Origin of the sequence: Cedecea neteri NBRC 105707 = ATCC 33855, from assembly GCF_001571265.1 — a bacterium.
GTDB lineage: Bacteria > Pseudomonadota > Gammaproteobacteria > Enterobacterales > Enterobacteriaceae > Cedecea > Cedecea neteri.
On sequence record NZ_BCTL01000006.1, the window covers coordinates 85,243 to 101,089 of the forward strand.

Annotated in this window: 15 protein-coding genes; 7 read left to right on the plus strand and 8 right to left on the minus strand. The window is 55.7% G+C overall.

Going from position 1 to position 15,847, the window contains the following annotated elements:
• Positions 1 to 19: 19 nt before the first annotated feature.
• Complete coding sequence (gene yieH / locus CNE01S_RS03110) at positions 20 to 685, minus strand: 6-phosphogluconate phosphatase (protein WP_061273358.1); 666 nt, start codon at positions 683 to 685, stop codon at positions 20 to 22.
• A 168-nt stretch (positions 686 to 853) separates the two neighbouring features.
• Here yieH and CNE01S_RS03115 point away from each other — a divergent pair, with 168 nt between their 5' ends.
• The gene (locus tag CNE01S_RS03115; RefSeq protein WP_061273360.1) at positions 854 to 2,185 is read left to right on the plus strand and encodes an NCS2 family permease; all 1,332 of its coding nucleotides are present in this window, start codon (positions 854 to 856) and stop codon (positions 2,183 to 2,185) included.
• 57 nt (positions 2,186 to 2,242) lie between these two features.
• On the opposite strand, the gene CNE01S_RS03120 is transcribed toward CNE01S_RS03115, so the two are convergent.
• From CNE01S_RS03120 to rpmH, 7 genes are all read right to left on the minus strand, one after another.
• On the minus strand, positions 2,243 to 2,809 hold the full coding sequence (locus CNE01S_RS03120; RefSeq protein ID WP_061273362.1) for an NADPH-dependent FMN reductase: 567 nt from the start codon (positions 2,807 to 2,809) through the stop codon (positions 2,243 to 2,245).
• Positions 2,810 to 2,826: 17 nt separating this feature from the next.
• Positions 2,827 to 3,585, minus strand: coding sequence for a 4'-phosphopantetheinyl transferase family protein (locus CNE01S_RS03125; RefSeq protein ID WP_061273364.1), 759 nt, complete (start codon positions 3,583 to 3,585; stop codon positions 2,827 to 2,829).
• A 319-nt stretch (positions 3,586 to 3,904) separates the two neighbouring features.
• Positions 3,905 to 5,269 (minus strand): tRNA uridine-5-carboxymethylaminomethyl(34) synthesis GTPase MnmE, encoded by a 1,365-nt coding sequence (gene mnmE, locus CNE01S_RS03130; RefSeq protein WP_061273366.1) that lies wholly within the window; start codon positions 5,267 to 5,269, stop codon positions 3,905 to 3,907.
• 77 nt (positions 5,270 to 5,346) lie between these two features.
• Positions 5,347 to 6,990, minus strand: a complete 1,644-nt coding sequence (yidC, locus tag CNE01S_RS03135) for a membrane protein insertase YidC (protein ID WP_061273368.1) — start codon at positions 6,988 to 6,990, stop codon at positions 5,347 to 5,349.
• A 2-nt stretch (positions 6,991 to 6,992) separates the two neighbouring features.
• The gene (yidD, locus tag CNE01S_RS24260) at positions 6,993 to 7,250 is read right to left on the minus strand and encodes a membrane protein insertion efficiency factor YidD (protein WP_071530513.1); all 258 of its coding nucleotides are present in this window, start codon (positions 7,248 to 7,250) and stop codon (positions 6,993 to 6,995) included.
• A complete protein-coding gene (gene rnpA, locus CNE01S_RS03140; protein ID WP_061273369.1) occupies positions 7,214 to 7,573 on the minus strand; it encodes a ribonuclease P protein component in 360 nt (119 codons plus the stop codon). The genes yidD and rnpA overlap by 37 nt, the downstream gene beginning before the upstream one ends.
• Before the next feature lie 17 nt (positions 7,574 to 7,590).
• On the minus strand, positions 7,591 to 7,731 hold the full coding sequence (rpmH, locus tag CNE01S_RS24265) for a 50S ribosomal protein L34 (protein ID WP_003849659.1): 141 nt from the start codon (positions 7,729 to 7,731) through the stop codon (positions 7,591 to 7,593).
• A gap of 593 nt (positions 7,732 to 8,324) precedes the next feature.
• Between rpmH and dnaA the strand changes: the two genes are divergently transcribed.
• The 6 genes from dnaA (at position 8,325) to yidA (ending at position 15,791) form a co-directional block, all read left to right on the plus strand.
• Positions 8,325 to 9,707 (plus strand): chromosomal replication initiator protein DnaA, encoded by a 1,383-nt coding sequence (gene dnaA / locus CNE01S_RS03145; RefSeq protein ID WP_061273484.1) that lies wholly within the window; start codon positions 8,325 to 8,327, stop codon positions 9,705 to 9,707.
• A gap of 4 nt (positions 9,708 to 9,711) precedes the next feature.
• The gene (gene dnaN, locus CNE01S_RS03150; RefSeq protein ID WP_038477583.1) at positions 9,712 to 10,812 is read left to right on the plus strand and encodes a DNA polymerase III subunit beta; all 1,101 of its coding nucleotides are present in this window, start codon (positions 9,712 to 9,714) and stop codon (positions 10,810 to 10,812) included.
• A complete protein-coding gene (gene recF / locus CNE01S_RS03155) occupies positions 10,813 to 11,886 on the plus strand; it encodes a DNA replication/repair protein RecF (protein WP_061273371.1) in 1,074 nt (357 codons plus the stop codon).
• Between the two features lie 28 nt (positions 11,887 to 11,914).
• Positions 11,915 to 14,329 carry a DNA topoisomerase (ATP-hydrolyzing) subunit B gene (gene gyrB, locus CNE01S_RS03160; protein ID WP_061273373.1) on the plus strand — a complete coding sequence of 805 codons (2,415 nt, stop codon included), beginning with the start codon at positions 11,915 to 11,917 and terminating at the stop codon, positions 14,327 to 14,329.
• A 102-nt stretch (positions 14,330 to 14,431) separates the two neighbouring features.
• Positions 14,432 to 14,830 (plus strand): YidB family protein, encoded by a 399-nt coding sequence (locus CNE01S_RS03165; protein ID WP_061273375.1) that lies wholly within the window; start codon positions 14,432 to 14,434, stop codon positions 14,828 to 14,830.
• Between the two features lie 148 nt (positions 14,831 to 14,978).
• Positions 14,979 to 15,791, plus strand: coding sequence for a sugar-phosphatase (gene yidA / locus CNE01S_RS03170; RefSeq protein WP_061273377.1), 813 nt, complete (start codon positions 14,979 to 14,981; stop codon positions 15,789 to 15,791).
• The last annotated feature ends 56 nt before the right edge of the window (positions 15,792 to 15,847 follow it).

The window sequence follows — 15,847 nt, forward strand, 5'->3', positions numbered from 1 at the left end:
GGAGAGGGGATTAAAAAACCTACGCCGTAATTTCCCAGCCGCGTGCTTTCCACAGCGCAGGCAGTTCCGCCAAATCGGTAAACGTCGTTACCTTTGGATGATCGATCGGTTTGTTATGTGGATCGGCACAGAAATAAAACACCTCCATGCCCGCCGCAATGCCCGATTGCGCACCCGCCATAGAATCATCCACCAGAATGCAGTGCTCCACGCCCACCTTCATCTGTTCTGCCGCGTGGAACATCAGCGCCGGGTCCGGCTTCCAGCGCTGAATATCGTAGCCGCTGTAAAGCGTCTCCGGGAAATAGTCGAGCATCCCGGTTTTGCCGAGAGAATGCTGCATCTTGCTGACCGGGCCGTTGGACACCACGCACATCGGCTTTTTGATTTGCGCCAGCAGGGTGTTCGCCCCGGCGATTGCCTGAAGCTCGCTGTCGAACAGGCGGGCAACTTCGGTTCGGTAAATCGCCTCAAGCTCTGGCTTCGGCAGGCTGGTGCCGTACTCGGCGTTGATTGTGTCGATAATTTCGTAGAGTTTGACGCCTTTGAAGGTCTTGAAGACATCTTCGAGCGCAAGCTGAATGCCGTGTTGCGCAAACATGTGCACGTAGGCTTTGGAGCAGATGACTTCGCTGTCGACCAGCGTTCCATCGCAGTCAAAAAACACCGCTTCTATCCGGGACATGCCATTTCCTTTCTCTCTGGTTTAACGTTTACTCTATGCTTTTTGCGCAACGCAATCGATCCCGTTGCGGTAATTTCAGCGAAAAAAGTGGATGATTTGCGTTATCCCCCGCCAATTTTGGTATAGGATAGCGGCGTATTTTTTCCTCTTTTAGTTCGGAAACCGATAATGAGCCAACCACAGTCCACTCCGGAAACAACCCCGGGGCTGCTCGAACGCGCGTTCAAATTACGCGAACACGGTACTAACGCCCGCACCGAGGTGATCGCCGGGTTCACCACCTTCCTGACGATGGTGTATATCGTTTTTGTTAACCCACAGATCCTCGGCGCGGCCGGGATGGATACTCAGGCGGTATTCGTCACCACCTGCCTGATTGCGGCCTTTGGCAGCATCCTGATGGGCATTTTCGCTAACCTGCCGGTTGCGCTGGCACCGGCGATGGGCCTGAACGCCTTCTTCGCCTTCGTGGTTGTTGGTGCGATGGGCCTGTCCTGGCAAGTCGGTATGGGCGCTATCTTCTGGGGCGCCGTTGGCCTGCTGCTGCTGACCATTTTCCGCGTCCGCTACTGGATGATAGCGAATATCCCGCTTGGCCTGCGCGTAGGCATCACCAGCGGCATCGGCCTGTTTATCGGCATGATGGGGCTGAAAAACGCCGGAATCATCGTGGCCAATAAAGAAACGCTGGTCAGCATCGGGAACCTGACTTCCCACAGCGTGCTGCTCGGCGCGTTGGGCTTCTTTATCATCGCGGTTCTTGCTTCCCGTAACATCCACGCGGCCGTGCTGGTCTCTATCGTGGTGACCACGCTGCTGGGCTGGCTGCTGGGCGACGTGCAGTACCACGGCATCGTGTCCGCGCCACCAAGCGTGAGCAGCGTTGTCGGGCAGGTTGATCTGGCGGGCTCCCTGAATTTGGGCCTGGCGGGCGTGATCTTCTCCTTTATGCTGGTCAACCTGTTTGACTCCTCTGGTACCCTGATTGGCGTGACGGATAAAGCCGGATTAACCGACGAAAAGGGCAAATTCCCGCGTATGAAGCAGGCGCTGTTCGTGGACAGCATTTCTTCCGTGACCGGCTCGTTCTTCGGCACCTCTTCCGTTACCGCCTACATCGAAAGCTCTTCCGGCGTTTCCGTTGGGGGCCGCACCGGCCTGACTGCTATCGTGGTTGGCCTGCTGTTCCTGCTGGTTATCTTCCTGTCACCGCTGGCGGGCATGGTGCCGGCATACGCGGCCGCTGGTGCGCTGATTTATGTTGGCGTCCTGATGACCTCAAGCCTGGCTAGGGTGAAGTGGGATGATCTGACCGAAGCGGTGCCGGCGTTTGTTACCGCCGTGATGATGCCGTTCAGCTTCTCCATAACCGAAGGCATCGCGCTCGGCTTTATTTCCTACTGTGTCATGAAGTTGGGCACCGGCCGCTGGCGCGAGCTGAGCCCGTGCGTGATCATCGTCGCGCTGCTGTTTGTGCTGAAAATCGTGTTTGTTGACTAAAGCGACAGCAGAAATAAAAACGCCAGTCATGCGACTGGCGTTTTTTTTGGCCCGGAATCAGGCTTTCACGCGCTTGATATAGTCGCCAAAGGCGGTGAGCTGCCCGGTCAGATGGTCGAGGGTGCTTTGATCGACCACTTCGCCGCTCTGCGGGTCAACTTTGTTCTGGATAACGCCGCCCATAAACTCTGGTTTGTTCATGACCATCGCGTCGAGGAATACGAGGATTTGGCGCAGATGATACTGGCAGCGCGCGCCGCCGATGGCGCCCATGGAGCTGGTTTGAATCAGCACAGGCTTGCCGGCCAGCGGCTGCTCAGGCAGGCGGGAGAGCCAGTCAATGGTGTTCTTCAGGCCGCCCGGCACGGAATAGTTGTATTCCGGCGTGACAATCACCACGCCGTCCGCCTGGCGAATCTGCTCGGCAATGGCTTCTACGCTCTGCGGGAAACCTTCTTCTTGTTGGATATCGGCATCGTACAGCGGGATGTCGCCGATGGAAGGCAGGGCATCTATCTGCATGCCTGCCGGGGCGATGTTCGGCAGCGTGCGGGCGACCATCGCGTTAAATGAACCCTTACGCAGGCTCCCCAGTAAAGTCACTATCTTCAACGAATCAGACATTGGTACTCCTTTATGTGTCAGGACGTTCGGGAAAATGTGTTATGCGGCGTAGCGATCTCTGATGATATACCCGTCAGGCGAATGATGCGCGCCTGAGCGCTTCGGCTGCGGGCTTCGGCATCTGGCAGGGCGTTCCAGCCCTGTTGGCCATCGAATTCCCACAGCTTCAGGCGCTCCACGCCTGGCGCAACGGCACAACCCCAGATAAGGATATCTTCCGCATCGCTGATAGCTTCAATATGCGGCTCGTTTATGACGCGCAGACGACCAGAACCCGGCAACAATTGTAGCGTGCTCAGGCTGGTCTGGGGATTGTCCGTTAGTTTCAGTACGCTGCGGCGCAGGGTATGCAGCTGGGTGCGGGCTTCGTTGGGATCGTTTTGGTTGTTGATCCAGGTGATTTCGCTGCTGCTGGACTGAGAAGGCGGCACAACCGGGGACGGTGCCTGGAAACTGCGGCGAAGCTCCATGTCCAGACCGCAGCGCCCTTCGGTGGCCAGCAGCACGCCCACCATGTTACCGGCATAGGCGAGGCTGAAGTCCGGCAGTTCCGCGTCGGCAAAGCGCGGGCGCCCGGCGGTAGAGGTGATGATTTGCGGCAGGCGTTGGGTGCCGTACAGCATAAACATCATCTCGGCGACCAGCGTCCGGGACGCGAGATAGCGCGTGCGGCGATGTTCCGGCATCAGGCTGGCGGCGTTAAGGACTTCGTCGTTCAGTCGGGGTGAGGTGAGGTTGGGAGGGTTCAGAGCCCATCTTGCAAAATGCGTCGCCATTTGTCGCTCCTTGATAATGGTCAGTCGATGTCATGCTGTTTCGGGTGGCTGAAACAGCGCTCCGCTTCCGATCCTGAATCTTGTCAGGGATCGAATAGTAGTCCCTGGCTCAATGCGTTGTCATTGATGCTCTTCAATACAGTGACCTATTTTTTGAGCAATATATTATATATTCAATCCTGGGAAAATTCTTAGTGGTTTGCGTCAGTAGAGCACTTAAAAATGTCTATCTGAAGACATCGTATTGAAATGATGAAGTATTTTAAAAATAAGGAAACGCCCCGTTTCCGGAAGTGTGACACGGGGCGGTGGTAAGGGTTTATTTCCCGATACAGAAGCTCGAGAAGATGCGCCCTAACAGATCGTCAGAGCTGAATTCGCCGGTGATTTCACTTAAGTTCTGCTGCGCCAGGCGCAGCTCTTCTGCCAGCAATTCTCCGGCCCAGGCACCCAGCAGCTGGGCTTTGCCCTGTTGCAGGTGTTCAGCGGATTGCTCAAGCGCCTGCAGGTGACGGCGACGGGCGAGGAAGCCACCTTCCATGTTGGTTTCAAAGCCCATGCTCTCTTTCAGATGCGCGCGCAGCACGTCGACACCTTCCCCGGTACGTGCGGAAAGGCGAACAAGTGAGTGACCATTTACTTCGCTCAGGCCAAGCGTCTCGCCGGTCACGTCAGCTTTATTGCGCACCACGGTAATCGGCAAACGCTCCGGCAGACGAGCGATAAAATCTGGCCAGATGGCGGCCGGGTCAACGGCATCGGTGGTGGTGCCATCCACCATGAACAGCACGCGATCGGCCTGCTCAATCTCTTGCCAGGCGCGTTCAATCCCGATGCGTTCGACTTCATCGCTGGCTTCACGCAGGCCTGCGGTATCGATGATATGCAGCGGCATGCCGTCGATGTGGATATGTTCGCGCAGGACGTCACGCGTGGTGCCAGCGATGTCGGTGACGATAGCGGCCTCGCGCCCGGCCAGCGCGTTCAGCAGGCTGGATTTACCGGCATTAGGACGCCCGGCGATAACCACCTTCATGCCTTCGCGCAGCAGGCTGCCCTGACGAGCTTCGGCGCGCACCGCATCGAGGTCGCCAATGACCCGATGCAGCTGGGCTTCGATTTTACCGTCAGAGAGGAAGTCGATCTCTTCGTCCGGGAAGTCGATAGCCGCTTCCACGTAAATACGCAGGTGAGTCAGCGCTTCTACCAGATGGTTAATACGCGAAGAGAAAGCGCCCTGAAGCGAGTTGAGCGCCGAGCGAGCGGCCTGTTCGGAGCTGGCGTCGATCAGGTCAGCAATGGCTTCTGCCTGCGCCAGGTCGAGCTTATCGTTCAGGAAAGCGCGTTCAGAAAACTCACCGGGGTTGGCAATACGCAGGCCAGGCAGCGTCAGGATGCGTTTTAACAGCAGGTCGAGGATGACTGGGCCGCCGTGCCCCTGTAGCTCGAGAACATCTTCACCGGTGAAGGAGTTCGGGCCAGGAAACCACAGCGCAATGCCCTGATCCAGCGCGCTGCCGTCGGCATCGCGGAAGGGAAGGTAATCCGCGTAGCGCGGTTTCGGCAGCTTACCGAGAACCGCTTCTGCGACCTCGCGCGCCTGACGGCCGGAAATACGCAGGATACCTACGCCGCCACGCCCCGGCGGAGTAGCCTGGGCAATGATAGTGTCATGATTGCTCATCGTTTATCTCAGACCTTGAATCAAAAAGAAAAAGGCGGTCAATAGACCGCCTTTCGTAAGCTTAACGCCAGATGTTATCAGGTCTTTTTTTTGTCGCGGCTATGCAGGCCACGCTTTTCCAGACCGCGATAAATCAGCTGCTGCTGAAGGATGGTCACCAGGTTGCTGACGATATAGTACAGCACCAGACCTGACGGGAACCACAGGAAGAACACGGTGAAGATGACCGGCATAAAGGTCATGATCTTCTGCTGCATCGGGTCGGTTACGGTGGTCGGCGACATCTTCTGGATGAAGAACATCGTGGCGCCCATCAGAATCGGCAGGATGTAGTACGGGTCCTGTGCAGACAAGTCGTGGATCCACAGTGCAAACGGCGCGTGGCGCAGTTCAACGGAGCCCATCAGCATGTAGTACAGCGCCAGGAAGATTGGCATCTGGATGATCAGCGGGAAGCAGCCGCCCAGCGGGTTAACCTTCTCAGCTTTGTACAGCGCCATCATTTCCTGGCTCATACGCTGCTTGTCGTCACCGATACGCTCACGCATGGCCGCCAGTTTTGGCTGCAGCATACGCATTTTGGCCATCGAGGTGTACTGCGCTTTGGTCAGCGGGTACATGATGCCACGAACGATAAAGGTGATAACGATAATGGAGAAGCCCCAGTTACCGATGAAGCTGTGGATAAATTTCAGCAGCTTAAACAGCGGCTGAGAGATGAACCACAGCCAGCCGTAATCCACGGTCAGGTCAAGGTGTGGCGCAACGGCCGCCATTTTGTCCTGAATCTCTGGGCCGACCCACAGGGTGCTGCCCATCTGAGCCGTCTGGCCTGGCTGCACGATCTGAGAAGCAGATTTGTAGCCAATCGCCGCCACGTTGTTGTTCAGCTTGGTGGTATAGAAGTTGTTCGCGCCCTGAGTATGTGGCACCCATGCGGTAGCAAAGTATTGCTGCAGCATCGCCACCCAACCGCTGTTAGCGTTGACGTTCAGGTTTTCACCGTCAGCGATGTTGTCGAACTTAACTTTTTCGTATTTCGCGTCCGGAGTGGAGTACGCCGCACCACGGAAGGTGTGCAGTGCAAAGTTGCTGCTGCCGGTATCGCGATGAGAAGGCAGATTGATGGACTGCTTCAGCTGACCAAAGGTTGCCAGCTCCAGCGGTTTCTCGCCCACGTTCTTCACGTTGTAGTCGACACCCACGGAGAACTCACCGCGTTTCAGGGTGAAGGTCTTGGTGAAGGTGTTGCCTGCCGCATCGGTAAAGGTCAGCGGAACAACCAGCTCGTTCTGGCCTTCCGCCAGCGCGAAGGTATCGGCAGTGACGTTATACAGTGGACGATCGCCGTTCGCCGGGTTATCCGGGCCATCACGACCGGTCAGGCCGCTCTGCGCCTGGTAGATAAATTCAGGCGTGGTTTCCAGCAGCTGGAAAGGCTCTGCGGATTTCAACTCTTTCGGGTAGGTTGGCAACAGCGCTTGTTCTACATCACCACCGCGGGTGTTGATGGTCAGTTCAAGAACGTCAGTTTTAACCGTAATGAGTTTTCCCTGGCCACTGGCCGGCACACCTTGGTTAGCGGCGTTACCCTGGCTGTTCGTGGTCTGCGTGGTCTGCTGCACCTGAGGTTGAGGAGCGTGGTCCTGCTCCCAGGCTTGCCAGATCATGAAAGACACGAACAACAAAGCGATGAGAAAAAGATTGCGTTGCGAATCCATCGTTAGTGTTCTCTGGTATCAAAAGGTCCGGGCGGAACGGGATCGTCTCCACCAGGGTTCAAAGGGTGGCATTTTAGTACGCGTTTCATCGTTAACCAACTGCCTTTTAACACTCCAAACCTGCGCAAGGCCTCAATTCCGTAGTGAGAACAGGTTGGGGTGAAACGACAATGCGGCCCGAGAAGCGGACTAATCAGGCGTTGATAGACCCTGATGAGGGCTATCAGGACCCGTGAGCCTGGCGACAATGGCGGCGCCATAACTTTTCCAATGCTTCCGATAAAGCCCGGTTATCCAGGTCGGCAACCCCTTTTTTCGCTACTACCACGAAATCCATTGATGGCAGTTCGTGTTGACGTAGACGGAAGCTTTCACGCGTCAGACGTTTAATCCGATTGCGTTCATGGGCGCGTTTAACGTTTTTCTTAGCGACGGTGAGACCGATGCGGGGATGCCCCAGCGTATTCAGGCGGCCGAGGATGGTGATTTGCGGCGTGCCAGCCCGTTGAGGCTGCTGGAAGACGAATGTGAAATGATGGGGAGTTAACAAACGTAACTCCCTGGGAAAAGCTAGCTTAACCACGCAGGGGTTAGCTTTTATTACTTAGAAACGGTCAGACGGGAGCGGCCTTTAGCACGACGACGTGCCAGAACCTGACGACCATTTTTAGTAGCCATACGAGCACGGAAGCCGTGAGAACGGTTGCGCTTCAGTACGGACGGTTGAAAAGTGCGTTTCATGGCGATTTCTACCTAAACTATTAAATTTCACTGGATTTGCGTAATGCCCTACAGGGTCTGCGAACGACTTACGCTTCAGTGTGGCTGATTAAAGAGGCCGGATTGTAATAATTGTACACTCCGGAGTCAATTCAATTCCCTTACTGCTGCGCCCTTTTTGACCCCGAAAAGAGGCCCGGATCTCCGCTGAAGTACAGCGGCATTACGCGACGGGTGGAGAATTATACGGGCTTGCGGCGAAAGCGCAAGGATCCGCACGGATCTTCATCAGATCCCTTTAGCGATATTTGTGCGCTAGTCATTAAATTTTCCAATATGAGACGGTTATACACTGCACGTGTGCCAGGATCGATTACACTTAACCCGCTCAAAACTTCCCTGTGGATAATTCGTGAAGAATCTGTGAGAAACAGAAGATCTCTGCCGCGCTTTAGGCTATGATCCGCGGTCCCGATCGTGATCCAGCCTTCACCGGGGAAACCGCAAATAGCGGTTCGCGCGCCTCCCACAGCCTGAGAGCGCGTGTCAACAATCATGAATGTATAACTTTCAGTCTTCGTCTTTTTATCGACTTTGTTCGAGTGGAGTCCGCCGTGTCACTTTCGCTTTGGCAGCAGTGTCTTGCCCGATTGCAGGATGAGTTACCAGCCACAGAATTCAGTATGTGGATACGCCCCCTACAGGCGGAACTGAGCGATAACACGCTGGCTTTGTACGCGCCTAATCGTTTTGTGCTCGACTGGGTGCGTGATAAGTACCTTAATAATATCAATGGACTGCTCAATGACTTCTGCGGCACCGACGCGCCTTTGCTGCGCTTCGAAGTCGGCAGTAAGCCCGTGACTCAGCCCGTTGCCGAACTGGCAACTACGGCGGCACCTGCTCAGGTTGCGCGCGCTGCGGCGCCGATGCGCCCAAGCTGGGATAACATGCCTGCGCCCGCTGAGCCGTCCTACCGTTCTAACGTTAACCAGAAACACACCTTTGATAACTTCGTTGAAGGTAAATCGAACCAGCTGGCCCGCGCAGCGGCACGCCAGGTGGCCGATAACCCAGGCGGCGCGTATAATCCACTCTTCCTTTATGGCGGCACCGGTTTAGGTAAAACGCACCTTTTACATGCGGTGGGTAACGGCATCATGGCGCGCAAGCCGAATGCCAAAGTGGTGTACATGCACTCTGAGCGCTTTGTTCAGGACATGGTTAAAGCGTTGCAGAACAACGCCATCGAAGAGTTCAAACGCTACTACCGCTCGGTGGATGCGCTGCTTATCGATGACATTCAGTTTTTTGCCAATAAAGAACGTTCTCAGGAAGAGTTTTTCCACACCTTTAATGCCCTGCTGGAAGGTAATCAACAGATCATTCTGACGTCGGATCGCTATCCAAAAGAGATCAACGGCGTTGAGGATCGTTTGAAATCCCGTTTCGGCTGGGGGCTGACGGTGGCGATCGAACCACCTGAACTTGAAACGCGTGTGGCGATCCTGATGAAAAAGGCCGACGAGAACGATATCCGTCTGCCGGGCGAAGTGGCCTTCTTTATTGCCAAGCGACTGCGCTCTAACGTCCGCGAGCTGGAAGGGGCGCTGAACCGCGTGATTGCCAACGCCAACTTTACCGGCCGGGCGATCACTATCGACTTCGTTCGTGAAGCGCTGCGCGATCTGCTGGCGCTTCAGGAGAAGCTGGTCACCATCGATAATATTCAGAAAACGGTGGCCGAGTATTATAAAATTAAGGTCGCTGACCTGCTGTCCAAGCGTCGCTCTCGTTCCGTTGCCCGCCCGCGCCAGATGGCGATGGCGCTGGCAAAAGAGCTGACCAACCATAGCCTGCCGGAAATTGGCGATGCTTTTGGTGGACGCGACCACACCACGGTTTTGCATGCCTGCCGTAAGATTGAGCAGTTGCGTGAAGAAAGCCACGATATCAAAGAAGATTTCTCCAATTTAATCAGAACATTATCTTCGTGACGCTATGAAATTTACCGTTGAACGTGAACATTTATTAAAACCGCTGCAGCAGGTAAGTGGCCCCCTCGGAGGCCGCCCGACCCTGCCTATCCTGGGCAACCTGCTGCTGCAGGTGGCTGAAGGTGCACTCTCTTTAACCGGTACCGATCTGGAAATGGAGATGGTGGCGCGCGTGGCGCTGGTACAGCCTCATGAACCTGGGGCCACGACCGTACCGGCACGTAAATTCTTCGATATCTGCCGTGGCCTGCCGGAAGGGGCTGAAATTGCGGTACAGCTGGAGGGTGACCGCATGCTGGTGCGCTCCGGGCGTAGCCGCTTTTCGCTTTCCACGCTGCCGGCGGCGGACTTCCCTAACCTGGACGACTGGCAGAGCGAGGTAGAATTTACCCTGCCGCAGGCGACCATGAAGCGCCTGATAGAAGCCACACAGTTCTCGATGGCGCATCAGGACGTTCGCTATTACCTGAACGGCATGCTGTTCGAAACCGAAGGTGAAGACCTGCGTACCGTCGCAACGGACGGCCACCGCCTGGCGGTCTGTTCGATGCCGGTTGGGCAGCCTTTGCCAAATCATTCCGTCATCGTGCCGCGTAAAGGCGTGATTGAGCTGATGCGCATGCTTGACGGCGGCGAAACCCCGCTGCGCGTGCAGATCGGCAGCAATAACATTCGCGCTCACGTCGGTGACTTCATCTTCACCTCTAAACTGGTGGACGGCCGCTTCCCGGACTATCGCCGCGTGCTGCCGAAGAACCCGGATAAACACCTCGATGCAGGCTGTGACCTGCTGAAACAGGCGTTTGCCCGGGCGGCTATCTTGTCGAACGAGAAATTCCGCGGCGTGCGCCTGTTCGTCAGCGCAAACCAGCTGAAAATCACGGCAAACAACCCGGAGCAGGAAGAAGCAGAAGAAATTCTGGACGTTTCCTACGACGGTACCGAGATGGAAATCGGCTTCAACGTCAGCTATGTGCTGGACGTGCTGAACGCCCTGAAGTGCGAGAACGTCCGCATCCTGCTGACCGACTCCGTTTCCAGCGTGCAGATTGAAGACGCGGCCAGCCAGGCGGCGGCCTATGTTGTTATGCCAATGAGACTGTAGATGTCACTTACGCGTTTGCTGATTAAAGACTTTCGCAACATCGAAAACGCGGATCTCGCTCTTTCTCCTGGCTTTAATTTTCTGGTCGGTGCTAACGGCAGCGGCAAAACCAGCGTGCTTGAGGCAATTTATACCCTCGGGCACGGCCGCGCTTTTCGCAGCCTGAAAATTGAACGCGTGATCCGCCATGAGCAGAACGCTTTTGTTTTGCACGGGCGGCTGCAGGACGGTGAAAGGGAAACCTCAATCGGCCTGACCAAAGACCGCACCGGCGACAGCAAAGTGCGCATTGACGGCAGCGACGGCCACAAAATCGCCGAACTGGCGATGATGATGCCGATGCAGCTGATTACCCCAGAGGGGTTTACTTTGCTGGGCGGCGGCCCCAAATACCGTAGAGCTTTCCTTGATTGGGGCTGTTTTCACAATGAACCCGGCTTTTTTGTGGCCTGGAGTAACCTCAAACGCCTGCTGAAGCAACGCAACGCCGCGTTGCGCCAGGTGACACGCTACGCACAGCTGCGCCCTTGGGATCAGGAACTGATTCCGCTGGCCGAGCAGATCAGCCGCTGGCGCGCCGATTATAGCGCCGCCATTGCGGAAGATATGGCCGATACCTGTGCGCAATTTCTGCCGGAATTCGCACTGAGCTTTTCCTTCCAGCGCGGCTGGGAGAAAGAGAGCGACTACAGCGAAGTGCTGGAGCGTAATTTCGAACGCGACCGGATGCTGACCTATACCGCACACGGCCCGCATAAAGCGGATTTTCGTATCCGTGCCGACGGGGCGCCGGTAGAAGACACGCTCTCGCGCGGGCAGCTTAAATTACTGATGTGCGCCTTACGACTGGCGCAGGGTGAGTTTCTCACCCGGCAGAACGGGCGGCGTTGCCTGTATCTGATAGATGATTTTGCCTCTGAACTGGATGATGCCAGGCGTGGCCTGTTGGCCAGCCGGTTAAAGGCCACGGAATCACAGGTTTTTGTTAGCGCGATCAGCGCCGAACATGTGATGGATATGGCGGACAAAAATTCAAAGATGTTCGCCGTGGATCAGGGTAAAATAGCGGATTAACCCAAGATTAAATGAGCGAGAAACGTTGATGTCGAATTCTTATGACTCCTCCAGTATCAAAGTCCTTAAGGGGCTGGATGCGGTACGTAAACGCCCGGGCATGTATATCGGCGATACGGATGACGGCACCGGTCTGCACCACATGGTATTTGAGGTCGTGGATAACGCTATCGACGAAGCGCTCGCGGGCCACTGTAAAGACATCGTGGTCACTATCCACGCGGATAACTCCGTTTCGGTAACCGATGACGGCCGTGGTATTCCAACCGGTATTCACCCGGAAGAGGGCGTCTCGGCTGCGGAAGTTATCATGACCGTACTGCACGCCGGCGGTAAATTTGACGATAACTCCTATAAAGTTTCTGGCGGCCTGCACGGCGTAGGCGTTTCTGTTGTTAACGCCCTGTCCCAGAAGCTGGAACTGTTGATCCGCCGCGAAGGCAAAACCCATCAGCAAACCTACGTGCACGGCGTGCCGCAGGCTCCGCTGGCGGTCACTGGCGAAACCGAACTGACCGGCACCCAGGTGCGTTTCTGGCCGAGCCATGAAACTTTCACCAACGTGGTGGAATTTGAGTACGACATCCTGGCTAAGCGCCTGCGTGAGCTTTCGTTCCTGAACTCCGGCGTGTCTATTCGCCTGAACGACAAGCGCGACGGCAAGCAGGATCACTTCCACTACGAAGGCGGCATCAAGGCGTTTGTTGAGTACCTCAACAAGAACAAAACGCCTATTCACCCGAACGTGTTCTATTTCAGCACTGAAAAAGACGGTATCGGCGTGGAAGTGGCGCTGCAGTGGAACGACGGTTTCCAGGAAAACATTTACTGCTTCACCAACAACATTCCTCAGCGCGACGGCGGGACTCACCTTGCGGGCTTCCGTGCGGCGATGACCCGTACCCTGAATGCCTACATGGACAAAGAAGGCTACAGCAAAAAAGCCAAAGTCAGCGCTACCGGTGACGATGCGCGTGAAGGCCTGATTGCCGTGGTTTCCGTGAAGGTACCGGATCCTAAATTCTCTTCCCAGACCAAAGACAAACTGGTTTCTTCGGAAGTGAAATCTGCGGTTGAGCAGCAGATGAACGAACTGCTGGCCGAATACCTGCTTGAACATCCTGGCGACGCGAAAATCGTTGTCGGCAAAATTATCGATGCTGCGCGTGCCCGTGAAGCCGCACGTCGCGCACGTGAAATGACCCGTCGTAAAGGCGCGCTTGATCTTGCAGGCCTGCCGGGCAAGCTGGCGGACTGCCAGGAACGCGACCCGGCGCTGTCTGAACTGTACCTTGTGGAAGGGGACTCTGCGGGCGGCTCTGCAAAACAGGGGCGTAACCGTAAGAACCAGGCGATCCTGCCGCTGAAAGGGAAAATCCTGAACGTTGAGAAGGCGCGCTTCGACAAGATGCTCTCCTCTCAGGAAGTGGCGACGCTTATCACAGCCCTGGGCTGCGGTATCGGCCGTGACGAATACAACCCGGACAAGCTGCGCTATCACCACATCATCATCATGACCGATGCCGACGTGGATGGTTCGCACATCCGTACGCTGCTGCTGACCTTCTTCTACCGTCAGATGCCGGAAATCGTTGAGCGTGGTCACGTCTACATCGCGCAGCCGCCGCTGTACAAAGTGAAGAAAGGCAAGCAGGAACAGTACATCAAAGACGATGAGGCGATGGACCAGTATCAGATCTCCATCGCGCTTGACGGCGCAACCCTGCACACCAACGCAAGCGCACCTGCTCTGGCCGGTGAGCCGCTTGAGAAGCTGGTGGCCGAGTACAACACCGCGCAGAAAATGATTGGCCGCATGGAGCGTCGTTACCCGCGCAACCTGCTGAATAACCTAGTTTATCATCCGACGCTGCAGGCTGCAGACCTGACTGATGAAGCGAAAGTGACGCAGTGGATTTCTGCGCTGACCGTAACGCTGAACGAGAAAGAGCAGCACGGCAGCACCTGGAAATACGCTATCCACCACAACAGCGAGCTGAACGTGTTTGAGCCGATTGTACGCGTGCGTACTCACGGCGTGGACACCGACTACGTGCTGGAAAAAGAGTTTGTCGAAGGGGGCGAATATGGCCGTCTTTGCACACTCGGTGAGAAGCTGCGTGGCCTGATTGAAGAAGATGCGTTTATCGAACGTGGCGAACGTCGTCAGCCGGTAACCAGCTTCGAGCAGGCGCTGGAATGGCTGCAGAAAGAGTCCCGCCGTGGTCTGGCTATCCAGCGTTATAAAGGTCTGGGCGAAATGAACCCGGAACAGCTGTGGGAAACCACCATGGATCCGGACAGCCGCCGCATGCTGCGCGTTACCGTTAAAGACGCGATTGCAGCAGACCAGCTGTTCACCACCCTGATGGGCGACGCGGTAGAACCACGCCGTGCGTTTATCGAAGAGAACGCCCTGAAAGCGGCGAATATCGATATCTAATATTGAACGCTCGCGATTAAGAAGGCCGTGCTTTTAGCACGGCTTTTTTTATGGGCGCTATACTTTGCGTTGTCGAATTTCTACATCACAGAGGGAAACATCATGGGGCTTTTTGATCAGGTTGCGGGCTCGCTGTTGAACGGCGACGCCGGTAAATATCAGGCCATTCTAAGCTGGGTAGAACAGCAGGGCGGTATTCAGGCGCTGTTGGACAAGCTGCGCCAGGGAGGTTTAAGCGAAATCGTCTCCTCGTGGCTCAGCAGTAACAGTACAAATCAGTCGCTGAGCGGCGACCAGGTAACCCAGGCGCTTGGTTCGCCGTCCGTTGCGGCGCTGGGGGAAAAACTGGGTGTGGATACCGGCTCGGCTTCCGCTTTGCTGGCCGAATACCTGCCGAAGGTGATCGACGCGCTGTCGCCAAATGGCGAAGTCACGCCGGAGGCCCATAATGACCTGCTCAGCGCGGGCGTTAACCTGTTGAAAGGTAAGTTGTTCAGCTGACCTTTTTGTTGGCCCCGGCTCTATGTCCGGGGCTTTTAAAAGAGGAGTTTGCCCGCCGCCTTTCATCCTCCTTTTCCCCGGTGTTTGCTGCTGTTTTTTGAGCGGAATCGCGTTAGCATGAGGTAAATCCATTACCTCTGAAGATCCCATGGCCATAAAACTGATTGCAATTGATATGGATGGCACGCTGCTGCTGCCAGACCACACCATCTCCCCGGCGGTAAAACAGGCCGTTGCGGCGGCGCGTGAGCGCGGCGTGAACGTCGTAATCTGTACTGGTCGTCCGTTTGCTGGCGTTGAAAGCTATCTGCGCGAGCTGCATATGGATAAGCCCGGCGACTACTGCATTACCTACAACGGTGCGCTGGTGCAGAAGGCGAGCGATGGCAGCACGGTGGCCCAGACGGCGCTGAACTATGACGACTATCGCTACCTGGAAAACCTGTCCCGCGAAGTGGGCTCACACTTCCACGCGCTTGACCGTCACACGCTGTATACCGCAAACCGCGATATTAGCTATTACACGGTGCATGAATCCTTTATCGCCAGTATTCCTCTGATGTTCTGCGAAGCGGAAAACATGGATAAAAACGGCGAGTTCCTGAAGGTCATGATGATTGACGAACCGGCCATCCTCGACAAGGCCATCGCCAAAATTCCTGCCGAAGTTTTTGAACGCTACACGCTGCTGAAAAGCTCGCCTTACTTCCTGGAAATTCTCGACAAGCGCGTCAACAAAGGCACCGGCGTGAAGTCACTGGCGGAGAAACTGGGCATTAAGCCTGAAGAAGTGATGACCATCGGCGATCAGGAAAACGACATCGCGATGCTGGAATATGCGGGCATGGGCGTGGCGATGGACAACGCTATCGACAAAGTAAAAGCCGTCAGCAACTTCGTGACCAAATCCAACCTGGAGGACGGCGTTGCCTACGCTATCGAGAAGTTTGTGCTGAATTAACCCCTTCTTCTCTCTCCTGCTGCCCTGGCTCTGCCGGGGCTTTTTTTATCCTTTCA